The organism is Klebsiella sp. A-Nf5, from assembly GCF_002810545.1.
Lineage (GTDB): Bacteria > Pseudomonadota > Gammaproteobacteria > Enterobacterales > Enterobacteriaceae > Klebsiella > Klebsiella variicola.
Map to the genome: position 1 here is coordinate 76,695 of NZ_PIOG01000027.1, position 22,580 is coordinate 99,274.

Genomic DNA, 22,580 nt, shown 5'->3' on the forward strand with positions numbered 1-22,580 from the left:
GCTAACCGGGCACCTGGCTTACAGAAAGCCCAGCAGCGAGAAGAAGAAGTAACCGATAATAATCACGATCACCGGCAGCACATACAGCGGGAAATATTGCACAAGGATGGTATGGCGCGGTACCACGATCCGCTCAGCGAGCTGCTCACGGGATAACCCTTCTGCGCCTTTGGCCTGCTCGAGGATCAGCTGATCCTCAATCCCCTCGCGAAGAAATTTCGCCTGCCTTGCCATCCGCGCGCCGGAGGCCTGCAGCGCCATGCCGACAAACACCAGAATGAAGATGATCCAGAAGCCGATGTTCAGGCTGTGGTGGAAATCCGGCAGCGGCGAGTTGTACCAGAAAAAGTTCAGGAACGGCGTGTTAAAGCGCATCATCTCAATCATGACATGCGCAAAATCCATCATTACCGCGTCAATGCCGGGTTTCTTTTCACTGTGCTCATACATAAATTTGAGCACAGAAATCAGCGTCGACAGCACGGCGGGAATAAAGATGATCCATCCCAAAATGCGTTTGATAACCGCTATGCGTCCAGCTTGTTGGTACGTCATGAGTTCCCCTTGTTAAAGACGCGTTGGTGATTCGCCTGCCGCCTGTTGCGTGGCGCAGGCGCTCCTCGCTTACCCGAATGTGTCGGGTATAAGTCTATCTTCCACGGCGAATTTCGCCCAATAACGCGCGGTATGATATACCATGAATGCCGATTCGTTTATCTGATTACGCAACAGGAGAAGGACATATGTCAGCGAAGCGCCGCATTGAGGCCGCGATTTTTGATATGGACGGGTTGCTGATTGACTCTGAGCCGCTCTGGGATCAGGCGGAGGTCGAGGTCATGGAAAGCCTGGGAGTGGATACCCGCCGCCGCGATGAACTGCCCGACCTGCTTGGTCTGCGAATCGACCTGGTGGTGGATCTGTGGTACGCGCAGCAGCCGTGGCACGGCGTCGATCGCGCAGAAGCCACCGCGCGCATTATCCGTCGCGCCATCGAGCTGGTGGAAGCCTCACGCCCGCTGCTACCGGGCGTACGCGAGGCAGTGGCCCTGAGTAAAGCTCAGGGCTTAAAGGTAGGGCTGGCCTCGGCCTCGCCGCTGGTGATGCTGGAGAAAGTGCTCAACATGTTCGAACTGCGCGACCAGTTTGATGCGCTCGCCTCCGCGGAACATCTGCCCTGGAGCAAACCGCACCCGCAGGTATACCTCAACTGCGCCGCTGCCCTGGGAGTCGACCCGCAGCGCTGCGTCGCGCTGGAGGATTCGGTCAACGGCATGATCGCCAGCAAAGCCGCGCGCATGCGCGCTATCGTGGTACCGGAAGCGGAGAACAGCCGCGACCCGCGCTTCGTGCTGGCGGACGTCAAGCTCCCGTCACTGCAGGCCCTGACCGCCGAAGCCCTGCTCGGGTAAGGCAGCTGGCGGGTGACGCGATCGCTGTCACGCCGCCGGCAATCAAATCAAAACATCGTTTCATTTTAATTGTAATTTTGTTTTCCTGCCTCTATGCTGGTCACAGGTGGCGTCATCGTACGCCTGAAGATCAGCTGACAGAGGTGAATATGGTACTGAACGCCTTCGACCTGACGGGTAAGGTCGCCATCGTGACCGGTTGCGATACCGGACTGGGACAGGGAATGACGCTGGGCCTGGCGCAGGCCGGGTGCGATATCGTCGGCATCAACCGTAAAATTCCCCATGACACGGCGGCACAGGTTCAGGCGCTGGGTCGCCGCTTTCATGCCATTCAGGCGGATCTCAGCCTTCAGGATGAGATGAGCGCGCTGGTCGACCAGGCGGTCGCGGCGATGGGTCGGGTCGATATTCTGGTCAATAACGCCGGGATTATCCGCCGCCATGATGCCCTGACCTTCACGGAAAGTGACTGGGATGCGGTGATCGATCTGAATCTCAAAGCGGTTTTCTTTCTCAGCCAGGCGGTCGCCAGGCAGTTCATTCGCCAGGGCGATGGCGGCAAAATCATTAACATCGCCTCGATGCTCTCGTTTCAGGGCGGGATCCGCGTCCCCTCCTACACCGCCTCGAAAAGCGGCGTGCTGGGTTTGACCCGCCTGCTGGCCAACGAATGGGCCGGCCAGCGCATCAACGTCAACGCCATTGCGCCAGGATATATGGCCACCAATAACACCCAGGCGCTGCGCGAAGATGAAGAACGTAACCAGGCGATCCTCGAGCGCATTCCCGCCGGCCGCTGGGGAGAACCCAAAGACCTGCAGGGGCCGGTGGTGTTTCTCGCCTCGGCCGCCGCCGACTATATTAACGGCTATACGCTGGCCGTCGATGGCGGATGGCTGGCACGCTGAGAATTTGTGACAAAGAGTTACACCGTCACCTCTTCCGTACACTGTATAAAAACCCTATACTGTATGAATCGACAGTTTAGGGTGTGTTATCATGACGGCGGAAGGCCATCTCTTCTTTTCAATCGCCTGCGCAGTATTTGCCAAAAACGCAGAGTTAACGCCAGTGCTGGCGCAGGGCGACTGGTGGCATATTGTGCCCTCTGCGGTATTGACCTGCCTGCTGCCGGATATCGATCACCCTAAGTCGTTTCTCGGCCAGCGGCTGAGCTGGATCTCAAAGCCCGTGGCGCGGGCCTTTGGCCACCGCGGCTTTACCCATAGCCTGCTGGCCGTCTTTGGCGCGCTGACGCTGTTCTATCTGAAAGTGCCTGACAGCTGGATTGTCCCGGCGGACGCCCTCCAGGGCCTGGTGCTGGGCTATCTCAGCCACATCCTCGCCGATATGCTCACCCCCGCCGGGGTGCCGCTGCTGTGGCCCTGCCGCTGGCGCTTCCGGTTGCCGATCCTCGCGCCGCGCAAAGGTAACCAGCTCGAACGCGCCTTGTGTATGGCGTTGTTCGTCTATGCCGTCTGGATGCCGCAGACGCTGGCGGACAACAGCGCGATACGCTGGTCTTCCGGGGTGATCAACTCCCTGCAAATCACCTTCAACCGCTTTATTAGTCACCAGAGTGGGCGATAAACCGCCGGAAAACGCCATTTGGTTATAACCCATTCCATTTGAATATAAGTCCTTGATAACGCCTTCTGCTAACCTTGCCGTCATAAGAGCTGGTTATCCACCAGCCCAGGTTATAAAAATATCAGGAGAACGGGGATGAACTTTCCATTAATAGCGAACGTAGTCGTGTTCGCCGTATTACTGTTTGCGCTGGGGCAAACTCGCCATAAACAGTGGAGCCTGGCCAGGAAAGTGCTGGTTGGTCTGGCCATTGGTGTGGTCTTTGGTCTCGCGCTGCAGCTGATCTACGGGTCTGACAGCCAAGTGCTGAAGGATTCCATCCAGTGGTTCAATATCGTCGGTAATGGCTATGTCCAGCTGCTGCAAATGATTGTGATGCCGTTGGTCTTCGCCTCGATCCTGAGCGCGGTGGCCCGGCTGCATAATGCCTCTCAGTTGGGTAAAATAAGCTTCCTGAGCATCGGCACCCTGCTGTTCACCACGCTTATCGCCGCGCTGGTTGGCGTGCTGGTGACCAATATGTTCGGCCTCACCGCCGAGGGGCTGGTCCAGGGCAGCGCAGAAACCGCCCGTCTGAACGCCATCCAGAGCAACTATGTGGGGAAAGTGGCCGATCTTAGCGTACCGCAGCTGATCCTTTCCTTTGTGCCGAAGAACCCGTTTGCTGACCTGACCGGGGCTAACCCGACCTCCATCATCAGCATCGTCATTTTCTCAGCGTTCCTCGGCGTCGCGGCGCTTAAGCTGCTGAAAGAGGATGTGGAAAAAGGCCAGCGCGTGCTGACGGCCATCGATACCCTGCAGGGCTGGGTGATGAAGCTGGTTCGTCTGGTGATGCAGCTGACTCCTTACGGCGTACTGGCCCTGATGACCAAAGTGGTTGCCGGGTCGAATCTGCAGGACATCATCAAACTTGGTGGCTTCGTGGTGGCTTCGTACGTTGCGCTGGGCATTATGTTTGTCGTCCACGGCCTGCTGCTGGCGATTAACGGCGTCAGCCCGCTGAAGTACTTCCGTAAAGTCTGGCCGGTGATCACCTTCGCCTTCACCAGCCGCTCCAGCGCCGCGTCGATTCCGCTGAACGTGGAAGCCCAGACCCGACGCCTGGGCGTGCCGGAGTCAATTGCCAGCTTCTCCGCCTCCTTTGGCGCCACCATCGGCCAGAACGGCTGCGCCGGTATCTACCCGGCCATGCTGGCGGTCATGGTCGCGCCGACCGTGGGCATCAACCCACTGGATCCGATGTGGATTGCCACCCTCGTGGGCATCGTCACCGTCAGCTCGGCGGGCGTCGCCGGGGTGGGCGGCGGCGCCACCTTCGCCGCGCTGATCGTCCTGCCGGCGATGGGCCTGCCGGTGACCCTGGTAGCGCTGCTGATCTCCGTCGAACCGCTGATCGATATGGGGCGTACCGCACTGAACGTTAACGGCTCAATGACCGCCGGGACCCTGACCAGCCAGTGGCTGCGCCAGACCGACAAGTCGATTTTCGATAGCGAAGAAGAGGCCGAACTGGCGCACCGCTAAACGGCAAGCACAAAAAAAACCGCTGATAGCTCAGCGGTTTTTTTATTTCTGCAGCAGATTCAGGCTTCAATCTCACCTTCCTGACGCACCTGGTTAGCCCAGCGCTGGGCCGACTCCGGCACGCTGAACGCCGGTGAGCGGCGAAAATGCTCCCCCATCAGCAGAAAGGCGACATACTTCCCGCGCAAAATCCAGACATCGCGAAAATGGTCCATTTTCACGGCATGTTCCGGGGGCGCAGGCTCCACGCGCGGCACGTAGCTAATGACAGGGCGATTTTGTTGGCGCAATGATTTCATAACAAATGGATTCACTAAACAGAGCGGGAAACAGAAACCTCTATCATAGCCGATTGTGGACCCGTTCGTCGCCCCCCTGCCGCCGATGCGCATTTTAGGATAACTCCATGCCCCTGCGCCGGGCGCTGGCAGCGTAATGTTCTATAGTTAGAAGGGTTTTGGTTTATCAACGACCACTTTTAGCAATGAAAGCAGGAGACGAGTAATGTCTGATAAGCACCCAAACCCTCACCACCAACAGGCACCGGTCCACGACAGCGAGGAAGCGAAACCGGGTCTCGACTCGCTGGCGCCGGATGACCAGGAGTGGCGACCCACGCCGAAACCCACCGCCCCAGGCGCCGAACCGACCGCCCCCGGCAGCCTGAAAGCACCGGAAACCCACAGCAGCAAACTTGACGCCCTTGAGCCGCAGCGTAAAGGCGGAGAAGACTTTCCGCTGACCACCAACCAGGGCGTACGTATTGCCGATGATCAGAATTCGCTACGCGCCGGCGCCCGCGGCCCAACGCTGCTGGAAGATTTCATTCTGCGGGAGAAAATCACCCACTTTGACCATGAGCGTATTCCGGAGCGTATCGTTCATGCCCGCGGCTCTGCCGCCCACGGTTACTTTCAGCCTTACAAAAGCCTGGCGGCGTTGACCAAAGCCGATTTTCTCTCGGCAGCCGATAAGATCACTCCGGTCTTTGTGCGCTTTTCCACCGTGCAGGGTGGCGCAGGATCGGCGGATACCGTCCGCGATATTCGTGGTTTCGCCACCAAGTTTTACACTGACGAAGGGATTTTCGACCTGGTCGGCAACAATACCCCGGTCTTTTTTATCCAGGACGCGCTGAAATTTCCCGATTTTGTCCACGCCGTGAAGCCTGAGCCCCACTGGGCCATCCCACAAGGACAAAGCGCTCACGACACCTTCTGGGATTATGTCTCCCTGCAACCGGAAACACTGCACAATGTGATGTGGGCGATGTCCGACCGAGGGATCCCGCGCAGCTATCGCACCATGGAAGGCTTTGGTATTCACACCTTCCGCCTGATCAACGCCGAAGGCAAAGCCACCTTCGTTCGCTTCCACTGGAAACCGGTGGCCGGCAAGGCGTCGCTGGTGTGGGATGAAGCGCAGAAGCTCACCGGCCGCGACCCTGATTTTCATCGCCGCGACCTGTGGGAGGCCATCGAAGCCGGGGACTACCCGGAATTTGAGCTTGGCCTGCAGCTCATCCCCGAGGAGAACGAGTTTGATTTTGACTTCGATCTGCTCGATCCCACCAAGCTGATCCCCGAGGCGCTGGTGCCGGTCTTACGGGTTGGCAAGATGGTCCTCAACCGCAATCCGGACAACTTCTTTGCCGAAAACGAACAGGCGGCCTTTCATCCCGGGCATATCGTACCGGGGATTGATTTCAGCAATGATCCGCTGCTGCAGGGGCGCCTCTTCTCTTACACCGATACGCAAATTAGCCGCCTGGGTGGGCCGAACTTCCATGAAATCCCCATCAACCGTCCAACCTGCCCGTATCACAATTTCCAGCGCGACGGGATGCACCGGATGGACATTGACACCAATCCGGCCAACTACGAGCCCAACTCCATTAACGACAACTGGCCGCGCGAGACGCCGCCAGCGGCCAAACGCGGCGGCTTTGAGTCCCTCGCCGAGCGCGTCGACGGCGAAAAAATCCGCCAGCGCAGCCCTTCGTTCGGCGAATATTACGCCCAGCCGCGTCTGTTCTGGCTGAGCCAGACGCCGATTGAGCAGCAGCATATTATCGATGGTTTCAGCTTCGAACTCAGCAAAGTGGTCCGCACCTGGATCCGCGAGCGGGTGGTCGATCACCTGGCCCATATTGATACTAAACTGGCGGAAGCGGTCGGGGCGAACTTAGGTATCGAACTGAGCGACGATCAGCGCAACATTACCCTGCCCTCCCCGGTCAATGGCGTGGAGAAAGACCCCAGCCTCAGCCTCTACGCCGACGCCGAAGGGGATGTGAAAGGCCGTGTAGTGGCCGTCCTGCTCAACGAATGCACCTCGGCGCAGGATCTGGTCCATCTCCTGCAGGCGCTGCAGGCCCAGGGCGTGCACAGCAAGCTGCTCTACTCGCGGATGGGCGAAGTCATCGCCGACGACGGATCTCCCGTGCCGATCGCCGGCACCTTCGCCGGTTCCCCATCGCTGACGGTGGATGCTGTGGTGGTGCCTGGCGGCGACCTCAGCGCCCTGAGCCAGAGCGGCGACGCGCGCTATTACCTGCTGGAAGCCTATAAGCATCTGAAGCCGATCCTGCTGGCAGGGGATGCGCGACAGCTGACGTCCGTTCTGCAGGTCCCAGCCCAGGGTGAAGAGGGGGTCATCGTCACCGATGCTCTCGACACGCCAGCGGCGGACACACTGCTCGCCCTGATGACGGCGCATCGCGTATGGTCGAGAAGTCCAAAAATCGCCTCTATTCCGGCGTAGTAAAAAGCCCGGCACACGGTGCCGGGCTTGATTCACTTTCCCTTTCCACCCTCGGGCTTAGACGTCGCGGTAGGTTCCCAGGCGATAACCCCGATCAACCACCGCCGCTTTCAACGAGGCTGACGTCAGCACATCAAGCTCACCCAGCCGCGGGTAGCAGTAGGCGCTGCCCATAATGGTCTGATCGACAAAAGCCGGATGACACATCACCTCCAGGGAGCGCTCCTCGCGGGCCATTGAGGCATCCAGCGTCTGCAGAAACAGTTCCTCAGAGACGGCTTCGCCGTAAAACTCGCTGCTGAAGCCTGCGCTGCTGCGCGCCGCCTGTTGATCGAGCCCACTCTGCGCCGCCACCTGGCGGTCAATACGTAACGCGATACCCTTCTCGCGGGCAAAGGCCGCCACGATGGGATAGATTTGGGCGATCATATGCACATGGTGGTGGCTGTCGAGATGCGTCGGCTCATGACCAAAGAGATCGACAAAACGACGGTACTGACACGCCAGCTCGTGGGCGATCTCCTCCAGCGGCAGACTACCTTCTTCTGCCTGCTGCCAGATCCATTTGCCCAGCCGGCCATCGCGGGTTAATCCCAGCATGGCCGACAGCGGCTCGCCCAACGTCAGCACAAAGTGCATGCCGACCGCCAGCTCCGGGGTACTGCGGCTCAGCTGGGCGGCGTGGTCAATGGCCGCGCCGTTGACCAGCGCCGTGGTCGATGTCACCACGCCGTTGCGGCAGGCCTCGATAATGCCGTAGTTCTGCCCTTTACTGAGGCCGAAGTCGTCGGCATTGACGATCAATACGCGTTCCATTGGCCGCTCCTGTTAAGATTTCAGTTTTTCGATAGTCGCCGCAAAGTTCGGCAGCCATTTTTCATGGGCCAGAATCATCTCCCGCGCCAGCTGCTCGGCGTCACGATCGGAATGGATCAGCGGGCTTAAGTTCAGCGCCAGCAGCACATCATTCAGCTCGCCGCTGATCGCCGCCTGGCTGGCCGCCACTTCGAACCCCTTGATGGTGTAGATAAGCCCCAGTACCTTCTCATCGAAATGGGTGATGCGCGGCGTCGGCTTCGCGCCGTCGCGACCTAAGGTGCAGCTCATCTCGACCGCCCAGTCCGCCGGGATATTATCGACATGGCCATGATGCGGGATATTCACATAGTGCTCAGTCTGCTTGTCGTTATAGATAGCGTTGATCACTTCGCAAGCGGCATCGGAGTAATAGGCGCCGCCGCGCTGCTCCAGCTCCTTCGGCTTGACCTTGAGATCCGGATTTTTATACAGCTCAAACAGCTGTTTCTCCACCTTCTGCACCACCTGAGCGCGCGCGCCGCCCTTATAGTACTCGCCCATCTCAATCGCCAGCATCTCTTTTGGCTTAAAGTAGTAGAGCAGATAGGAGCACGGGATCAGGCGCAGGGAGCGGATCAGCCCCTCGCTAAACGGCAGGTCGAAGATATTTTTCACCGAGTTCGCGGTCAGGCGGCCAGAGGCCACGCCGTCCAGCAGTTCATCGAAGCGCGAGACGCCGTTAACCAGCACGTCGCGGACGAACACCAGATGATTCAGACCGAACAAGTCGATATTCAGCTCATCGCTCGGGCTCAGCTGCAGCACGTCGGTGATGAACATCTTCATGCCGATAGGAATGTTGCACACGCCGATAAAGCGTTTGAAACTGGTGTGGCGATAGACTGCCTCGGTGACCATGCCCGCCGGGTTGGTGAAGTTGATGATCCACGCGTCCGGGCAAATCTCCTGCACATCTTTCACAATATCGAAAATCACCGGGATGGTGCGCAGCCCTTTAAACAGCCCGCCCGCCCCGTTGGTCTCCTGGCCCAGGTAGCCGTGGCTCAGCGGAATACGCTCATCTTTTTCACGTGCCTTCAGCTGGCCCACGCGCAGCTGGGTGGTGACAAAATCCGCGCCCTGCAGCGCCGCACGACGATCCAGCGTTTTATAGACCTTCATCGGCACGCCGGCTTTTTCCACCATCCGCTCGCACAGCGCATGGATAATATCAAGCTTCTCCTGGCCCTCTTCCACGTCCACCAGCCACAGTTCAGTGACCGGCAGTTCATGGTAACGTTTCAGAAAGCCTTCCAGTAATTCCGGGGTATAGCTGCTGCCGCCGCCAATAGTGACTACTTTTAATTTCTGGCTCATCTTTTTCTCCCTTGGGCGCTACGCCTGGACGCAGGCCGCTCTCCGCAACAATGCGGACAGTTAACTTGAATGATTTACGGTATAAACCGGGCGGCTAAAACCGCGCGGGTTTAATTAATACTGGTCAAATGTTTGCGATAACTGCTCGGCGTAAACGACGTCAGTTTTTTAAAGGTTTTAATAAACAGGCTCGGGCTACTGTAGCCTGATTCATACGCAATATCCGTCACCGAATAGTTGGTAATTTCCAGCTGCTTTTTAGCAAAGTTGATACGGATATCGTTAATTATCTGCATCGGCGTTTTACCATAATAGCGTTGGGTTGCCCGGGTTAAATATTCCTGCGTTTTCCCCGAAAGCTGAACCATATTCTCGAGCGCGCCCTCACCGAACTTCAGTTTATCGTGCATAGCCTCAACGGTATTTTTTAACCATTGCGGAATAACATCGGCAACCGGCTCTTCGCGATAGTGGCGTAAACGGTTAATGACATAAAAGGAAACCAGCTCGATAAATTCGTCAAATTCCGTTTCGCGAAAATTGAGTGAGGCGATGACCGACTCAACGTAGCCGAGAAAAGCGCTCTGCACGGCGTAAACCTGTGACGCCACCAGGCCAAACGGCAGCAGCGGCAGATAATGTTTCTCAAAGAAGCGTCTGCTGATGCCGACGTTAAGGATGCGCGTCGCCCCAAATTCGTAAAAGCTCTGGTGGTGCGAACCCATCGGGATAAAGACGAAATCCCCGCGCTCCAGCAGCACCCGTTTGCCATTGATCTCCTGGTAATAGCGCCCGGTTAATACCACGGTAAATTCGTAGTAATCATGCTGGTGAAGCCCGCTCACGCTTTCCGTTTTGTTATAGATGACCACATGAAAGTTCTTCCCGTTGAACAGCTGTTGTTCTCTGGCGGTACTGATCTCGGTGGTCATCATCCTGGGCTGCCTCATCGTCGCGATGGCCTATTGTACCTTCTCGTGCAGCTCAATCAATTCGGCGACCAGCTCGCGGGCCAGCATCGAGGTCATCAGATGGTCCTGAGCATGGACCAGCACCAGGCTGACCTTCATTTTGCCTTCGCCCTCGTCGCTTTCGATAAGCTGGGTCTGCACACGATGCGCCTCGCTCAGCGCCTGACGCGACTGCTCCATCATCGCTTTCGCCGCGGCAAAATCGCCCTGCTTCGCCTGCTTCAGGGCGGCATAGGCCAGGCTGCGGGCCTGTCCGGAGTTGATAATCAACCCCATCACCACCTCTTCGAGGTCATTTTCCGGGGTTTCTACCGCGTCGATGTTGTCCAGATCAAACATAATATTTCCCTCATTTATCAGGCGGTACGGGACATTGCCCGTACCGCGCGGTATCAGAATTTCAGTGCGTTAGCGATGTCTTCTTCGCTCTCTTCCTGCTCGATGACGGTCTGCGCTTTATTCGACAGCACCACAAACGGCAGGTAGACCAGAGTCGCGACGCCAAGGTTGAACAGAGCCACCAGCAGGGCGGCCACGCTGCCGTTACTGTTAAAGAACGCTCCCAGACCGGTCGGCATGGTCCACGGCGCCAGGTTGGTCACCGGAGGGATAATCCCCAGGCTATAAGCCGCCAGCGTAATGGCTGCCAGAATCGGCTGGACCAGCACGAAGGGGATAAACATCACCGGGTTCATGATGATCGGCAGACCAAACAGAATCGGTTCGTTAATCTGGAAGATGCCTGACGGCAACGCCAGCTTCGCAACCTGACGATGGTCAGCGCGGCGGGAAGCGATAAAGATGGCGATAATCAGACCCAACGTTGCCCCGGAGCCACCCAGCAGGATGTAGGAGTCGAGCATCGGCTTGGCCCAGAAGTGGAACTGTTTGCCTGCTTCGATAGCCGCATCAACAGAGCCGTACTGGTTATACAGCGCGATGTTTTCCAGCGCCCACGGGGTCATGATGCCGTTATCCAGCGCCGTCAGCGCCAGGGAACCGTGCACGCCGAAGAACCACAGCAGGGAGTTAAAGATTACGTATGCCCAGCCGACTACGCTGCCCATCGCCGCCAGCGGCGTGGAGATAGAGTCCATGATGATCTGGTGGAAGTTGCTGCCGTAGCTCGACAGGGCCCACGAGATAATGCCGAAGATGGAGAGGATTAAAAAGCCCGGGATCAGCGCGGAGAAAGAGCGCGATACTGACCCTGGCACGCTGTCCGGCAGTCTGATCACCCAGTTACGACGGATCACGAAGGTGAACAGTTCCGCGACGACCAGACCGATAATCATCCCGGAGATGATGTTCTGCCCGCCCAGCCAGTTGGCGCCCACCGCATAGGCTTCACCCACACTATACGGGGTCACGGTCATGAAGGCCGCCACCGCCAGCAGGCCCGCGGCCATCGGGTCGACTTTGCGTTCTTCTGCCAGCGCGGAGCCGATAAAGAACGGCGCCATCAGCGACATAATGCCGAGGGTACCGTTATAGACGTTCCCGCCGATAGCCTTAAAGCCGTTTAAGGTTTCAATGGTGGAGGCATCAAGCCGAATGCCCATAGAATAAAAGAAAGAGCCTTCGCCGAAGCTCAGAAATACGTTGTTAATTAATACAAACATGGCCCCGGCGAGGGTCAACGGCATTAACTTAATAAATCCGTTTTTAATCGCATTAATATGCGGCTGCTTTCCTATTTTCACTGCAAAAGGAAGGAGTACCTTTTCAAGCGAGTCGATCACTTTACTCATAGTCAATACCCTTAAAAGCCGCAATAAACTATTACGGCGATGATGTATGAAATTACTCTTTGACGGGAAAATAAACTCTTTATTTTTTGACGTCCGGCAACAGAGTGCCGCCAGGCGTCAAAATACATCGAGTTTTAAAAGTTAAAATTATTGTGCTGCAGCTTTCTTAATGGCCGCGACGGCGGCTTTCAATACACCTAAACCATCCACCTTGCCATACAGAAGAGAATCGATGACTTCTACCGGTTTATTCGGCAGCAGGCGCTGAATTTCCGGTAACATATACGCAATTTGTGGCCCTAATAATACCACGTCGGCTTCCGGTCCCTTTTCACCCGCGAGGGTTTCAGGATAAGCTTCAATAATGACCGGGACTTCGTATTTTTCCGCCTGCGCCCGCATTTTGGAGACCAGCAGTGATGTAGACATGCCTGCCGAGCAGAAGAGATAAATGTGTTTCTTTTCCATGAACGCTTCCTCAATGTGTGAGACCAGGGCCTTCAGTAACCGCTGAGAGCCGGTAAGACTGGTAACATCCGGTTAATTCTGTTTATGGGTTGAGTATACGGCAAGCTGAGCCGCCAGGATAATTCGCTGTTGAACAGAATTGTCTCTCATTGACCTCTGGTTTTGACTACCCTCACATTTTCACCCAAATAATTCGCGCAATTAAATAAGCATCAGTACTCGCAAAAAAGCCCGACCAGTGGTCGGGCTTACGTAGGGCTCAGTAAACAGTAGGAAGCTTACTTGGCGTTGCGCGGGTCAGTATCATACTCGGCGCAGGTCTGGTAGCCGGAGTTAATCACATGGCCGGTGTCGTCGAGGGCCACAAAGTAGGTCTCTACTTTACCATCCCGTTGACCGAGGATGTAGGTCTGGCAGGTGCCGCGGGCATGAACCATGGTCACTTCCGTTGAAGGTTTGCCAGCGATCTGCATCACCTGCTGACGCGACATCCCTTTCTTCACATCTTTCACCACCGGCTGGGTAAACTGGTCTTTGGTACGATCGTAAGCGGTACAGCCCGCCAGTAAGGTTAACGCGACGGTGACGCCCAGTATTCCTGCTAAGCTTTTGTTCATTTTGGTTCCTCTTTTCTACTGTGTAACGATAAGCCTGGAATAAATAGTGTTATTTTTCAAGCCGAACAGCGAAATCATGTCTGATTGTGTTATTGCGTAAACAGGATTGACGCGCCGCTGCCGACCGGCGGTTTCTCCCGCGCAGTGGCATCTATAATGAAATCCTATGTCATTGATTGCCTTCTTTTCCGGCAGTCAAAACCCCGGTCCTTGTCGTTTCAGCGGCAAAGAGGTAGCTTTAAGCCAACAGCTTGCCAAACAGATTCACTTTCGGAGGGCGCGATGACGCTACAACAAGAGATTATTCAGGCGCTGGGCGCAAAGCCGCAGATTGATGTCGCCGGCGAGATCCGCCGCAGTGTCGATTTCCTGAAGTCCTACCTGCAGACCTACCCGTTTATTAAATCGCTGGTGCTGGGTATCAGCGGCGGCCAGGACTCCACCCTGACGGGGAAACTGTGCCAGATGGCGATTAATGAACTGCGTGCCGAAACGGGCGACAGCAGCCTGCAGTTTATTGCCGTTCGGTTGCCCTATGGCGTGCAGGCGGATGAGCAGGACTGCCAGGACGCCATCGCCTTTATCCAGCCTGACCGGGTGCTGACGGTGAATATCAAAGCCTCGGTACTGGCCAGTGAACAGGCGCTCCGCGAAGCGGGGATCGAACTGAGCGACTTTGTTCGCGGTAACGAAAAAGCCCGTGAGCGGATGAAGGCCCAGTACAGCATCGCCGGAATGACCAAAGGGGTGGTGGTCGGCACCGACCATGCGGCGGAAGCGATTACCGGCTTCTTCACCAAATATGGCGACGGCGGCACCGACATCAACCCAATTTTCCGCCTGAACAAACGTCAGGGCAAACAGCTGCTGGCCCATCTCGGCTGCCCGGAACATCTGTATAAGAAGCTGCCGACCGCCGACCTGGAAGACGATCGCCCCTCCCTGCCAGATGAAGTGGCGCTGGGTGTCACCTACGAGAACATCGACGATTATCTGGAAGGCAAAACGCTGGACCCCAGTATCGCTAAAACGATCGAAGGCTGGTATCTGAAAACCGAACACAAGCGTCGGCCACCGATCACCGTCTTTGACGATTTCTGGAAAAAATAGTCCCTCCCCGCCCCGGCCCGCGCCGGGGTTATTTTTTGCGCTTTTCGCCGCAAAAACCGCCTGCTATACTGGATAGATAGACAGTATCAGGAGTTATTGTGGCCAGAAAGCAATCTGCCCCGCGTCTGGAGTTTGAAGCGGCGGCGATCTATGAATATCCCGAACATCTTCGCCCGTGGCTGGAGGCACTGCCAAAGCTGCCGGGTGTCTATCAGTTTCACGGCGACAGCGACACAATGCCGCTCTATATCGGTAAGAGCGTCAACCTCCGCAGCCGCGTGTTATCCCACCTGCGCACGCCCGAAGAGGCCGCGATGCTGCGTCAGTCGCGGCGTATCACCTGGCAGCGCACCGCAGGCGAGCTGGGAGCGCTGCTGCTGGAGGCGCGGCTGATTAAAGAGCAGCAGCCGCTGTTTAACAAGCGGCTACGGCGTAACAAGCAGCTCTGCGCCTGGCTACTTGCAGACGACCGGCCGCAGATTGTCTATGCCCGCGAGGTTGATTTCTCGCACCAGCAGCATCTCTATGGCCTGTTCGCCAACCGGCGGGCGGCGCTGCAGATGCTGCAGAGCCTTGCCGACGAACAGCGCCTCTGTTATGGCCTGCTTGGTCTGGAACCGCTCAGCCGCGGCCGCGCCTGCTTTCGCTCCGCGCTGGGCCGCTGCGCCGGCGCCTGCTGTGGAAAGGAGAGCGTGGAGGCGCACAGCGAGCGCCTGCTGGCGCAGATGAGTAAACTGCAGCTGGTGTGCTGGCCGTGGGCGGGGCCAGTGGCGCTGGAGGAGCGCGGCCCGGATATGACGCAGTATCACGTCATTCATAACTGGCTGTGGCTGGGGGCCGTCGACTCGCTCGACCAGGCCGCGGAGTTGACCCGTCTGCCCGCCGGATTCGACCAGGATGGTTACAAGATCCTCTGTAAGCCTTTGCTCAGCGGTCACTATCCGCTGCACCCGCTTGGCTGAGAAACCACCAATAAAAAAACCGCCGGCCCTGCCCAACGCCTGATGGCATTATTGGGCAAGACCGGCGGTCTTGATTCAGTTCGCTAAATTATTCAGCAGGTGCAGGCATTTTACCTGCCGGCGCGTTGCGTTCTGTCAGATGCTTCTCAAAATTAGCATTGAACTGTTTTTTCTGCTCTGGAGTCAGAATGTTGTAGATCTTGTTCTGCGTTTCCAGGCGAGACAGCGCCATCGCTTTATGCTGCGCTTCCATCTTATCGATCTGCGCTTCCGCTTTCGCCTTATCGAAGGTGTCGCTGGCGATCAGCTCGTGCATCGCGCGGCGTTCGTCGAGGGACGGACGCTTCATGTTCTCACGCTGGCTCTTCATGATGTCGCGGATCTGTTGTTTCTGCGCATCGGTCAGGTTCAGGCCTTTAAACATCATGTCATGCTGACCCGGGCCGCCTTTATGATGCATCATCATCGGCTTGCTATCGCTCGGCGCGGTGGTGGTGTCGGCGGCGTGTGCCAGGTTAGCCGCGCCCAGAGCCAGAGTAGAGGCAACAAACAGTGCAGTGAGTTTCTTCATCATTCAATCCTTACTTTACGTTATTCTTACGGCGCGTTGCCGTGTTGACGAGATTAACTTTACGACGTTAATCGTCAATTAGTCAGAGCAAGAGTAAAACAATGAAAGTGTAAAAAACAGTTTCTCGCCAATTATGGAGAAAATAAGGAATTCTGACGAAGAATTGCAATAAAAAATAAATAACTTACTGTTTTGCAGAGAAATTATGGAGAGTATAAAGGAGGGAAGATTAAAAACAAAGCATTTTACCAGGAATAATCTGCAAATTGACACTGGGGCACGAAAAAAATAAGATGGCGAAAAAAGACGCGCGAAATAAAGCAGGCCGCCCGGCGGACGGCTTGCCCTCAGGATAATTTCTCCAGCATCAGGCCAGCGCGCAGCCCCTTCGCCACCGTCGGATTGGGAAACAGGACATACTCCGGCTCAGGCCCCACCACATACCGCGTCTCGCCCTCCTCCGCCAGCAGCGTGCCGGGTTCGAAGGGGGTGAAGTTCAGCGTCTGATCCCCCATATGCAAGCGGAAATCATCGCTATGGCGAGTGATCTGCTGTACCACCCGGTAGCGCAGCGGCGCCGGAGCATCGGCAATGGCCAGATCCCCCACCAGCAGCCGGGAAAGCGCTCCTTCGGCGGCGGCAAACTGCGTCAGATCGTTTTCACCCAACGGCAGCGCTTTGCCCAGCTCAAGGGTGCAGGCCAGCGCCGCGAACCGCTCGCAGCTGAAGTGGGTGAAAGTCCCGCCTGGCTGGCGGTGAAACACCAGCGCCTCCAGCCCGGCGCCGCCCAGCCAGTGAAGAAAATCCTCCTCCCACGGCGTATCGCGGGCCGGGAGCACGCCGAAGCGCGGATGTAGCGACCCGCGGATCGCGGTATGCAGATCGAGGTGCCAGCGCGGACCATCGTGGTCGCGATAGAAGCGGGCCACCGCCTGCTCCAGCCGCTGCGCCCGCTGCGTCTCCTCACTGAGCGGAAACTGCCGCCAGCGCTCGCCAAACATCCGGTTCATATCGCTGTGCAGATAGCGCTTATTCGCCCGCAGCGCCGGTGGGTTGCCAACGATCACCAGCAACCGCCAGCGCAGCGGGAGTGCCTCCCGGACCAGTCGCTGCACCAGGTGGTCGACTATCTCCACCGGTGCCGTTTCGTTGCCATGAATGGCGCAGGAGAGTACCAGCCCGCGCTCGCAGCGCGCATGCGGCGTCAGCTCGAGGAGCCCCTCTCCCAACCAGTGCCAGCGAAAGTGCGCCGTCTCGCCGTGAAAATGGTGGGGCAAACGCCCCGCCAGGGTTAATGCCAGAAAGTGTTCCACCGCCCCCCCTTATTGCTGAAATGGATAAACCGAACCGAGGTGTAGGATCTGGGTCAACCGATCCAGCGCGTCACGCCCTTCCCGCAGCAGTTGCGGGTCGGCGAGGTCGGCCTGGGTGAGACGATCGCGATAGTAGCGATCCACCCAGTCATTGAGGGTGGCGAACAGCGTATCGTTCATCAGGACGTGCGGATTGACCGCCTGATACTCCTCGGCCGTCAACACCACCCGCAGGCGCAGGCACGCCGGACCGCCGCCGTTGGCCATACTCTCGCGCAGATCGAACACCTGTAGCGCGGTGATGGGGTTGTCCCCGGCCAGCAGCGCATTGAGGTATTCCCAGACGCCGGCATGCTCCTGCGCTTCGTGGGGCAGGATCAGCGCCATGCTGCCATCCGCCCGGCTCAGCAGCTGGCTGTTGAACAGATAGGTGGCAACCGCCTCTGCCACCGTGACCCGACTGGCGGGGACCACCAGCGGCGTAAAACCCGGCACCCGCTGCGCCAGCTGCTGGAGAAGCGCGGTCTGGTCGGCAAAGGCCTGCTCATGGCAGAACAGGACCTGACGATTGCTCACCGCGATGACATCATTATGAAAAACCCCCGTGTCGATCGCCGCCGGATGCTGGCGGGCAAACATCAGCTGACGGGGATTGACCTGATTGAGGCGCGCCACCGCCTGGCTGGCCTCGAGGGTTTGCCGTGCCGGATAGCGACACGGCGCCTCCTCGCTCCCCCGGCTGCGGCCATAGACAAAGAGCTGGACGCCGGGGGCGCCATACTCGCCACCGAGACGATTATGGTTCGCCGCCCCTTCGTCGCCAAACCAGGCCGAGGCGGGCAGCGCCGGGTGGATGGCAAATCGCGTGCGGTCCGGGAAAATCGCCTGCAACAGCGCCTCTGTGGTCGGTGCTTCGCTGGCGCGGTGGAATTTATCCTGCAGATTCGCCACCGTCAGGTGCACCAGGCCATCCAGCGAATCGGCGGAGGGACAGACCGTCGCCGCGTTCGCCACCCACATTGCCGAGGCCGAACTCACCGCCGACAGCAGATCCGGATCCTGCTGCGCCGCCCGGGCTACCACCTGCTCATCGCTGCCGCTAAAGCCCAGCTGGCGCAGGAGCGGCACGTTGGGTCGCTCCTGCGGCGGGATCACCGCCTGCGGGTAGCCGGCGTCGGCGAGGGCTTTCATTTTTTTCAGCCCTTGCTTTGCCGCCAGCTGCGGGTTCGACACCCGGTGGCGGTGCCGGGTGGAAGCCTCGTTGCCAAAGGAGAGCCCGGCGTAGTGATGGGTCAGCCCGGGCAGACCGTCAAAGTTAACTTCGCGGGCGGTCATGACGCCTCCCCGGCCAGAAAGTCGAGCCCCGGGTTCAGGCTGGTGGGCAGCGTCAGGGTCGGCGATTCAAGGCTGGCCATCGGCCAGGCACAATAATCGGCAGCGTACCAGGCCCCCGGACGATGGTTACCGGACGCCCCGGTGCCGCCGAACGGCGCGGTACTCGCCGCCCCGGTCAGCGGTTTGTTCCAGTTAACTATCCCCGCCCGCGCTTCGAGCAGCAGTCGATCAAACGTCTCCCGTTCCGGAGAGATTAACCCGCAGGAGAGCCCGAAGCGGGTGGCGTTGGCCAGGGCAATCGCCTCCTCGAACGTGTCGTAGCGCCAGACGCCAAGCAGCGGGCCAAACACCTCTTCATCTTCGACATTGGCCACGTCGCTCATGTCGACAATACCCGGCGTCAACAGCGACGTTCCTGCCTGCAGCAAACGTGGCTCCAGCAGTGTAGCCGCGCCAGCAGCGACCCGCTGCAGCCAGGCCTGATGCACTTTCTGCGCGGCCTGCGCCGAGATAAGCCCGCCGAGGAACGGCTGCGGCTCGGCGTCCCACGCCGCCGGGATCAGCCGCTGGCTCACCGTCACCAGCCGGGAGAGGAAGGCATCGCCCGCCTCGCCGCGCCGGACCAGCAGACGGCGGGCGCAGGTACAGCGCTGGCCCGCGGTAATAAAGGCGGACTGGATGGTCAGATGCACCGCGGCATCCACGTCCCGCGGATCGTCAACGATCAGCGGATTATTGCCGCCCATCTCCAGCGCGAGGATCTTCTGCGGCTGCCCGGCCAGCTGGCGATGCAGATGAAAGCCGGTGGTTGAGCTGCCGGTAAACAGCAGCCCGTCGATATCCGCCTGACCGCTGAGCGCCTCGCCGGTTTCCCGACCGCCCTGCACCAGGTTGAGCACCCCGGCGGGCAGGCCAGCCTGCTCCCATAGTTTCACCACCGCTTCGCCGCTGCGCGGGGTGAGTTCGCTGGGTTTAAAGACCACGGTATTGCCCGCCAGCAGCGCCGGCACGATGTGCCCGTTAGGCAGATGGCCGGGAAAGTTATAGGGGCCAAACACCGCCAGCACGCCGTGCGGCCGGTGACGCAGCGTGGCGGCGCCGTCGGGCAGATCGCTGTGCTGTTCGCCGGTGCGGACGTGGTAGGCCTTCACCGAGATCGCCACCTTGTTGATCATCGCCGTCACTTCCCCGGCCGCCTCCCAGCGCGGCTTTCCGGTCTCGGCGCCGATCATCGCCGTCAGCTCAGCCTTACTGGCCTCCAGCAGGGCGGCAAACTTTTCAACGATCGCCTGACGGTCGGCAAACGGCAGCCGCGCCCAGGCCGGGAACGCCTGGCGGGCAGCCGCCACCGCCTCAGCAACCTGCCCGGCATCCGCCGCTTCGCCCTGCCACACAACCTTCAGGTTAACCGGATCCTGTTTACTGAAACCTGGCCCACGACCGGGCCGCCACTCGCCATTAATCCACAGACTCATGCGGTTTTCTCCTCAGGGATCAGGCGCACCATGCGCACCTGGTCGCCGGCATGACACTTCAGCATATCCAGTTCGCGGGCGCTGAGGGTCAGGGTGTCGCCATCCGGGTCGGCATGCACCAGCAGAGCGCGGAACTGGTGATACTGTTCATTCGCCACCAGGCACAGCGGCCAGTCACCGGGTGGGGTTTCACCGGCCTCGGTGGTCACCAGACGGCTTTTGCGGATCGCCCGCACCCGGTCGATGTCGCACTCCAGAGTCGGGCCGCCGTCGAAAATATCGATGTAGTTCAGGTAGCGGAACCCCTCTTTCTCCAGCACCGTCCGGGCCGGGGCGGTCTGCGGATGAACCTTGCCGATCACCGCCTGCGCCTCAGGGGAAAGGAAATCGATATACAGCGGATGCTTGGGCATCAGGGCGGCAATGAAAGCCTTCTGTCCGGTGCCGCACAGGTAGTCGGCGCGGGAAAACTCCATGGCGAAAAAGCGTTTGCCCAGGCTCTCCCAGAACGGCGAGTAGCCCTGCTCGTCAATCACCCCGCGCATCTCGGCGACCACCTTCTCATTGAAGCGCTCGCGAAAGGCGGCCATAAATAAGAAGCGCGATTTCGACAGCAGATAGCCATTGCCCTCTTTGCGCCACTGCGGGTCGAGGAACAGGGTACACAGCTCACTGCTGCCGGTATGGTCGTTGCTGAGAAACAGCGTCGGCAACGCCTGATAGACGTTGAGCTCCTTCGAGGCATGGACCTGGGTGCCGACCCGGTAGTTATACCAGGGATCGTTGAGCCCCACCGCCACCTCGATCGCGCAGATGCCCACCACCGCGCCGCTTTCGCTCTCCTCCAGCACAAAGACATAGCCCTGCTCGCTTTTCGGTAGCTCGCCGCGCCAGGTCTGCTGCGAGCGGGCGATCCGCGCCGCGAGGGTCGCTTCATCCACCGGCAGCGAGGTCAGCCCGCCGCCGGTCTCCGCTGCCAGCTTCAGCAGCCCGGGCAAATCGCCCGGCTCCACCGGTCGAATAACCATCATGATGAGACTCCTGCCACGAAACGCGCGCAGGCCCGCTCGACGCGATCCAGCCCGCTATTCACCTCTTCTTCACTGACGTTCAGCGCCGGCGCAAAACGCACCACATTAGCGCCGGCGATCAGGATCATCACCCCCTCTTCCGCCGCCAGGTTGCTGAGCGTTTTCGCCTTCCCGGCCCAGGCGTCGTTCAGTACGCAGCCGAGCAGCAGTCCCAGGCCGCGGATCTCCTTGAACAGACCATAGCGGGCGTTGATCGCCTGCAGACGCTCGCAAAACCACTGGTGGCGCTGTCTGACGCCGGAGAGGACTTCCGGGGTGTTGACGATCGACAGCAGCTCGCCGGCCACCGCCCCGGCAAGCGGGTTGCCGCCGTAGGTGGTGCCGTGGGTACCGACGGTCATCACGCTGGCGCAGGCCTCTGTCGCCAGCAGCGCGCCGATAGGGAAACCGCCGCCCAGCGCTTTGGCGGTGGTCAGCACATCGGGCGTCACGCCGTAGTGCATATAGGCATACAGCTCGCCGGTGCGCCCGACCCCGGTCTGCACTTCATCGAAAATCAGCAGGGCGTTGTGCTGGTCGCAAAGCTGGCGCAGGCCGCGTAAAAACTCGCCGCTGGCCGGCACCACGCCCCCTTCGCCCTGCACCGGCTCGACGATCACCGCGCAGGTTTGGTCATTGATTAAGGCCTTTGCCGACTCGAGATCGTTAAACACCGCATGCTGGATCTGCGGCGGCAGCGGGGCAAAATCCCGGGAGTAGGCCGGCTGACCGCCCGCCGAGACGGTGAACAGTGTCCGCCCGTGGAAAGCGTTCTGAAAGGCGACGATGCCGCTTTTCTCACTGCCAAAGCGATCGTGGGCATATTTACGCGCCAGCTTGAGCGCCGCCTCATTGGCCTCAGCGCCGGAGTTACAGAAGAAGACCCGGTCGGCGAAGGTGGCATCGATAAGCATTTTGGCCAGACGCAGGATCGGCTCATTGGTGTAGCCGTTGCCGGTATGCCAGAATTTGCTGGCCTGGTCAGTCAGGGCTTGCACCAGACGCGGATGGGCGTGCCCCAGCGCGTTCACGGCGATGCCGCCGGCAAAATCGATATACTCTTTGCCCTGCTGATCCCACAGCCGCGACCCGGCGCCCCGCACCGGAATAAACGCCGCTGGCGCGTAGACCGGCATCATCCATTCATCAAAGTGGTTACGCGTAATTGACTGAGACATATCGACCTCTTCCGGTAAATTAAAAGTAGCAATAATGTTAATAAATATGAGTTATTACGCTGTAAATGTAGATTGCACGGTTCGTGCCAGCCAGCGATAAAAATGCATAAACCGGTTGAGATAACGCAGAATCAAGGAGTTACAGCCGAACGCTATTCACATAAAATGCATATTTAGTGAATAAGTATCCGATAAAGGGGGATAAACAGTGATTAAAGAAGATAAGTTATGCAACGGTAAGATATAATTCTGTAATTGTGATCCTCTGCGAAATTTATCGTAGCTATTT

The 22,580-nt window shown here is 58.6% G+C and carries 23 protein-coding genes; 7 read left to right on the forward strand and 16 right to left on the reverse strand.

Going from position 1 to position 22,580, the window contains the following annotated elements:
* Nucleotides 1-18 precede the first annotated feature (18 nt).
* The gene (locus tag CWM53_RS02720) at nucleotides 19-555 is read right to left on the reverse strand and encodes a YniB family protein (RefSeq protein WP_074386140.1); all 537 of its coding nucleotides are present in this window, start codon (nucleotides 553-555) and stop codon (nucleotides 19-21) included.
* 188 nt (nucleotides 556-743) lie between these two features.
* On the opposite strand from CWM53_RS02720, the gene hxpB reads away from it, so the two are divergent.
* From hxpB to CWM53_RS02740, 4 genes are all read left to right on the forward strand, one after another.
* Nucleotides 744-1,412 (forward strand): hexitol phosphatase HxpB, encoded by a 669-nt coding sequence (hxpB, locus tag CWM53_RS02725; RefSeq protein WP_100729926.1) that lies wholly within the window; start codon nucleotides 744-746, stop codon nucleotides 1,410-1,412.
* A gap of 149 nt (nucleotides 1,413-1,561) precedes the next feature.
* The gene (gene kduD / locus CWM53_RS02730) at nucleotides 1,562-2,323 is read left to right on the forward strand and encodes a 2-dehydro-3-deoxy-D-gluconate 5-dehydrogenase KduD (protein ID WP_100729927.1); all 762 of its coding nucleotides are present in this window, start codon (nucleotides 1,562-1,564) and stop codon (nucleotides 2,321-2,323) included.
* Between the two features lie 91 nt (nucleotides 2,324-2,414).
* Entirely contained in the window at nucleotides 2,415-3,005 is a 591-nt protein-coding gene (locus CWM53_RS02735; protein WP_002901611.1) for a metal-dependent hydrolase, read from the forward strand.
* Nucleotides 3,006-3,140: 135 nt separating this feature from the next.
* Complete coding sequence (locus CWM53_RS02740; protein WP_100729928.1) at nucleotides 3,141-4,532, forward strand: L-cystine transporter; 1,392 nt, start codon at nucleotides 3,141-3,143, stop codon at nucleotides 4,530-4,532.
* A gap of 59 nt (nucleotides 4,533-4,591) precedes the next feature.
* Here the strand turns inward: CWM53_RS02740 and cedA are convergent, their stop codons facing one another.
* On the reverse strand, nucleotides 4,592-4,846 hold the full coding sequence (gene cedA / locus CWM53_RS02745) for a cell division activator CedA (RefSeq protein WP_071839162.1): 255 nt from the start codon (nucleotides 4,844-4,846) through the stop codon (nucleotides 4,592-4,594).
* A gap of 190 nt (nucleotides 4,847-5,036) precedes the next feature.
* Between cedA and katE the strand changes: the two genes are divergently transcribed.
* Entirely contained in the window at nucleotides 5,037-7,295 is a 2,259-nt protein-coding gene (katE, locus tag CWM53_RS02750) for a catalase HPII (RefSeq protein ID WP_100729929.1), read from the forward strand.
* Between the two features lie 57 nt (nucleotides 7,296-7,352).
* Here the strand turns inward: katE and chbG are convergent, their stop codons facing one another.
* The 8 genes from chbG to osmE form a co-directional block, all read right to left on the reverse strand.
* Nucleotides 7,353-8,111 carry a chitin disaccharide deacetylase gene (gene chbG, locus CWM53_RS02755; protein ID WP_074386142.1) on the reverse strand — a complete coding sequence of 253 codons (759 nt, stop codon included), beginning with the start codon at nucleotides 8,109-8,111 and terminating at the stop codon, nucleotides 7,353-7,355.
* Between the two features lie 12 nt (nucleotides 8,112-8,123).
* Nucleotides 8,124-9,470, reverse strand: coding sequence for a 6-phospho-beta-glucosidase (locus CWM53_RS02760; RefSeq protein WP_008807751.1), 1,347 nt, complete (start codon nucleotides 9,468-9,470; stop codon nucleotides 8,124-8,126).
* A gap of 110 nt (nucleotides 9,471-9,580) precedes the next feature.
* On the reverse strand, nucleotides 9,581-10,405 hold the full coding sequence (chbR, locus tag CWM53_RS02765) for a transcriptional regulator ChbR (protein WP_061154926.1): 825 nt from the start codon (nucleotides 10,403-10,405) through the stop codon (nucleotides 9,581-9,583).
* A 27-nt stretch (nucleotides 10,406-10,432) separates the two neighbouring features.
* Nucleotides 10,433-10,780, reverse strand: a complete 348-nt coding sequence (chbA, locus tag CWM53_RS02770; RefSeq protein WP_004179419.1) for a PTS N,N'-diacetylchitobiose transporter subunit IIA — start codon at nucleotides 10,778-10,780, stop codon at nucleotides 10,433-10,435.
* Nucleotides 10,781-10,833: 53 nt separating this feature from the next.
* A complete protein-coding gene (gene chbC / locus CWM53_RS02775) occupies nucleotides 10,834-12,192 on the reverse strand; it encodes a PTS N,N'-diacetylchitobiose transporter subunit IIC (RefSeq protein ID WP_008807749.1) in 1,359 nt (452 codons plus the stop codon).
* Nucleotides 12,193-12,203: 11 nt separating this feature from the next.
* Nucleotides 12,204-12,320 (reverse strand): hypothetical protein, encoded by a 117-nt coding sequence (locus CWM53_RS30755; RefSeq protein WP_032425961.1) that lies wholly within the window; start codon nucleotides 12,318-12,320, stop codon nucleotides 12,204-12,206.
* 19 nt (nucleotides 12,321-12,339) lie between these two features.
* Nucleotides 12,340-12,660 (reverse strand): PTS N,N'-diacetylchitobiose transporter subunit IIB, encoded by a 321-nt coding sequence (gene chbB / locus CWM53_RS02780; protein ID WP_002901547.1) that lies wholly within the window; start codon nucleotides 12,658-12,660, stop codon nucleotides 12,340-12,342.
* A 278-nt stretch (nucleotides 12,661-12,938) separates the two neighbouring features.
* Nucleotides 12,939-13,277: an osmotically-inducible lipoprotein OsmE gene (osmE, locus tag CWM53_RS02785; RefSeq protein ID WP_008807747.1), complete on the reverse strand. Its 339-nt coding sequence runs from the start codon at nucleotides 13,275-13,277 to the stop codon at nucleotides 12,939-12,941.
* A gap of 282 nt (nucleotides 13,278-13,559) precedes the next feature.
* On the opposite strand from osmE, the gene nadE reads away from it, so the two are divergent.
* A complete protein-coding gene (gene nadE, locus CWM53_RS02790) occupies nucleotides 13,560-14,387 on the forward strand; it encodes an ammonia-dependent NAD(+) synthetase (RefSeq protein WP_008807746.1) in 828 nt (275 codons plus the stop codon).
* A 98-nt stretch (nucleotides 14,388-14,485) separates the two neighbouring features.
* Nucleotides 14,486-15,349, forward strand: a complete 864-nt coding sequence (gene cho / locus CWM53_RS02795) for an excinuclease Cho (RefSeq protein ID WP_074386143.1) — start codon at nucleotides 14,486-14,488, stop codon at nucleotides 15,347-15,349.
* A gap of 88 nt (nucleotides 15,350-15,437) precedes the next feature.
* Here the strand turns inward: cho and spy are convergent, their stop codons facing one another.
* From spy to CWM53_RS02825, 6 genes are all read right to left on the reverse strand, one after another.
* Nucleotides 15,438-15,923 carry an ATP-independent periplasmic protein-refolding chaperone Spy gene (spy, locus tag CWM53_RS02800; RefSeq protein WP_072096650.1) on the reverse strand — a complete coding sequence of 162 codons (486 nt, stop codon included), beginning with the start codon at nucleotides 15,921-15,923 and terminating at the stop codon, nucleotides 15,438-15,440.
* Nucleotides 15,924-16,267: 344 nt separating this feature from the next.
* A complete protein-coding gene (astE, locus tag CWM53_RS02805; RefSeq protein ID WP_074386144.1) occupies nucleotides 16,268-17,233 on the reverse strand; it encodes a succinylglutamate desuccinylase in 966 nt (321 codons plus the stop codon).
* Between the two features lie 9 nt (nucleotides 17,234-17,242).
* Nucleotides 17,243-18,568, reverse strand: coding sequence for an N-succinylarginine dihydrolase (astB, locus tag CWM53_RS02810; protein WP_074386145.1), 1,326 nt, complete (start codon nucleotides 18,566-18,568; stop codon nucleotides 17,243-17,245).
* Entirely contained in the window at nucleotides 18,565-20,043 is a 1,479-nt protein-coding gene (gene astD / locus CWM53_RS02815; RefSeq protein WP_100729930.1) for a succinylglutamate-semialdehyde dehydrogenase, read from the reverse strand. Before astD ends, astB begins: the two co-directional genes overlap by 4 nt.
* Nucleotides 20,040-21,074 (reverse strand): arginine N-succinyltransferase, encoded by a 1,035-nt coding sequence (astA, locus tag CWM53_RS02820; RefSeq protein ID WP_002901491.1) that lies wholly within the window; start codon nucleotides 21,072-21,074, stop codon nucleotides 20,040-20,042. The genes astD and astA overlap by 4 nt, the downstream gene beginning before the upstream one ends.
* Nucleotides 21,071-22,291 carry an aspartate aminotransferase family protein gene (locus tag CWM53_RS02825; protein ID WP_008807740.1) on the reverse strand — a complete coding sequence of 407 codons (1,221 nt, stop codon included), beginning with the start codon at nucleotides 22,289-22,291 and terminating at the stop codon, nucleotides 21,071-21,073. The genes astA and CWM53_RS02825 overlap by 4 nt, the downstream gene beginning before the upstream one ends.
* Nucleotides 22,292-22,580: the final 289 nt, after the last annotated feature.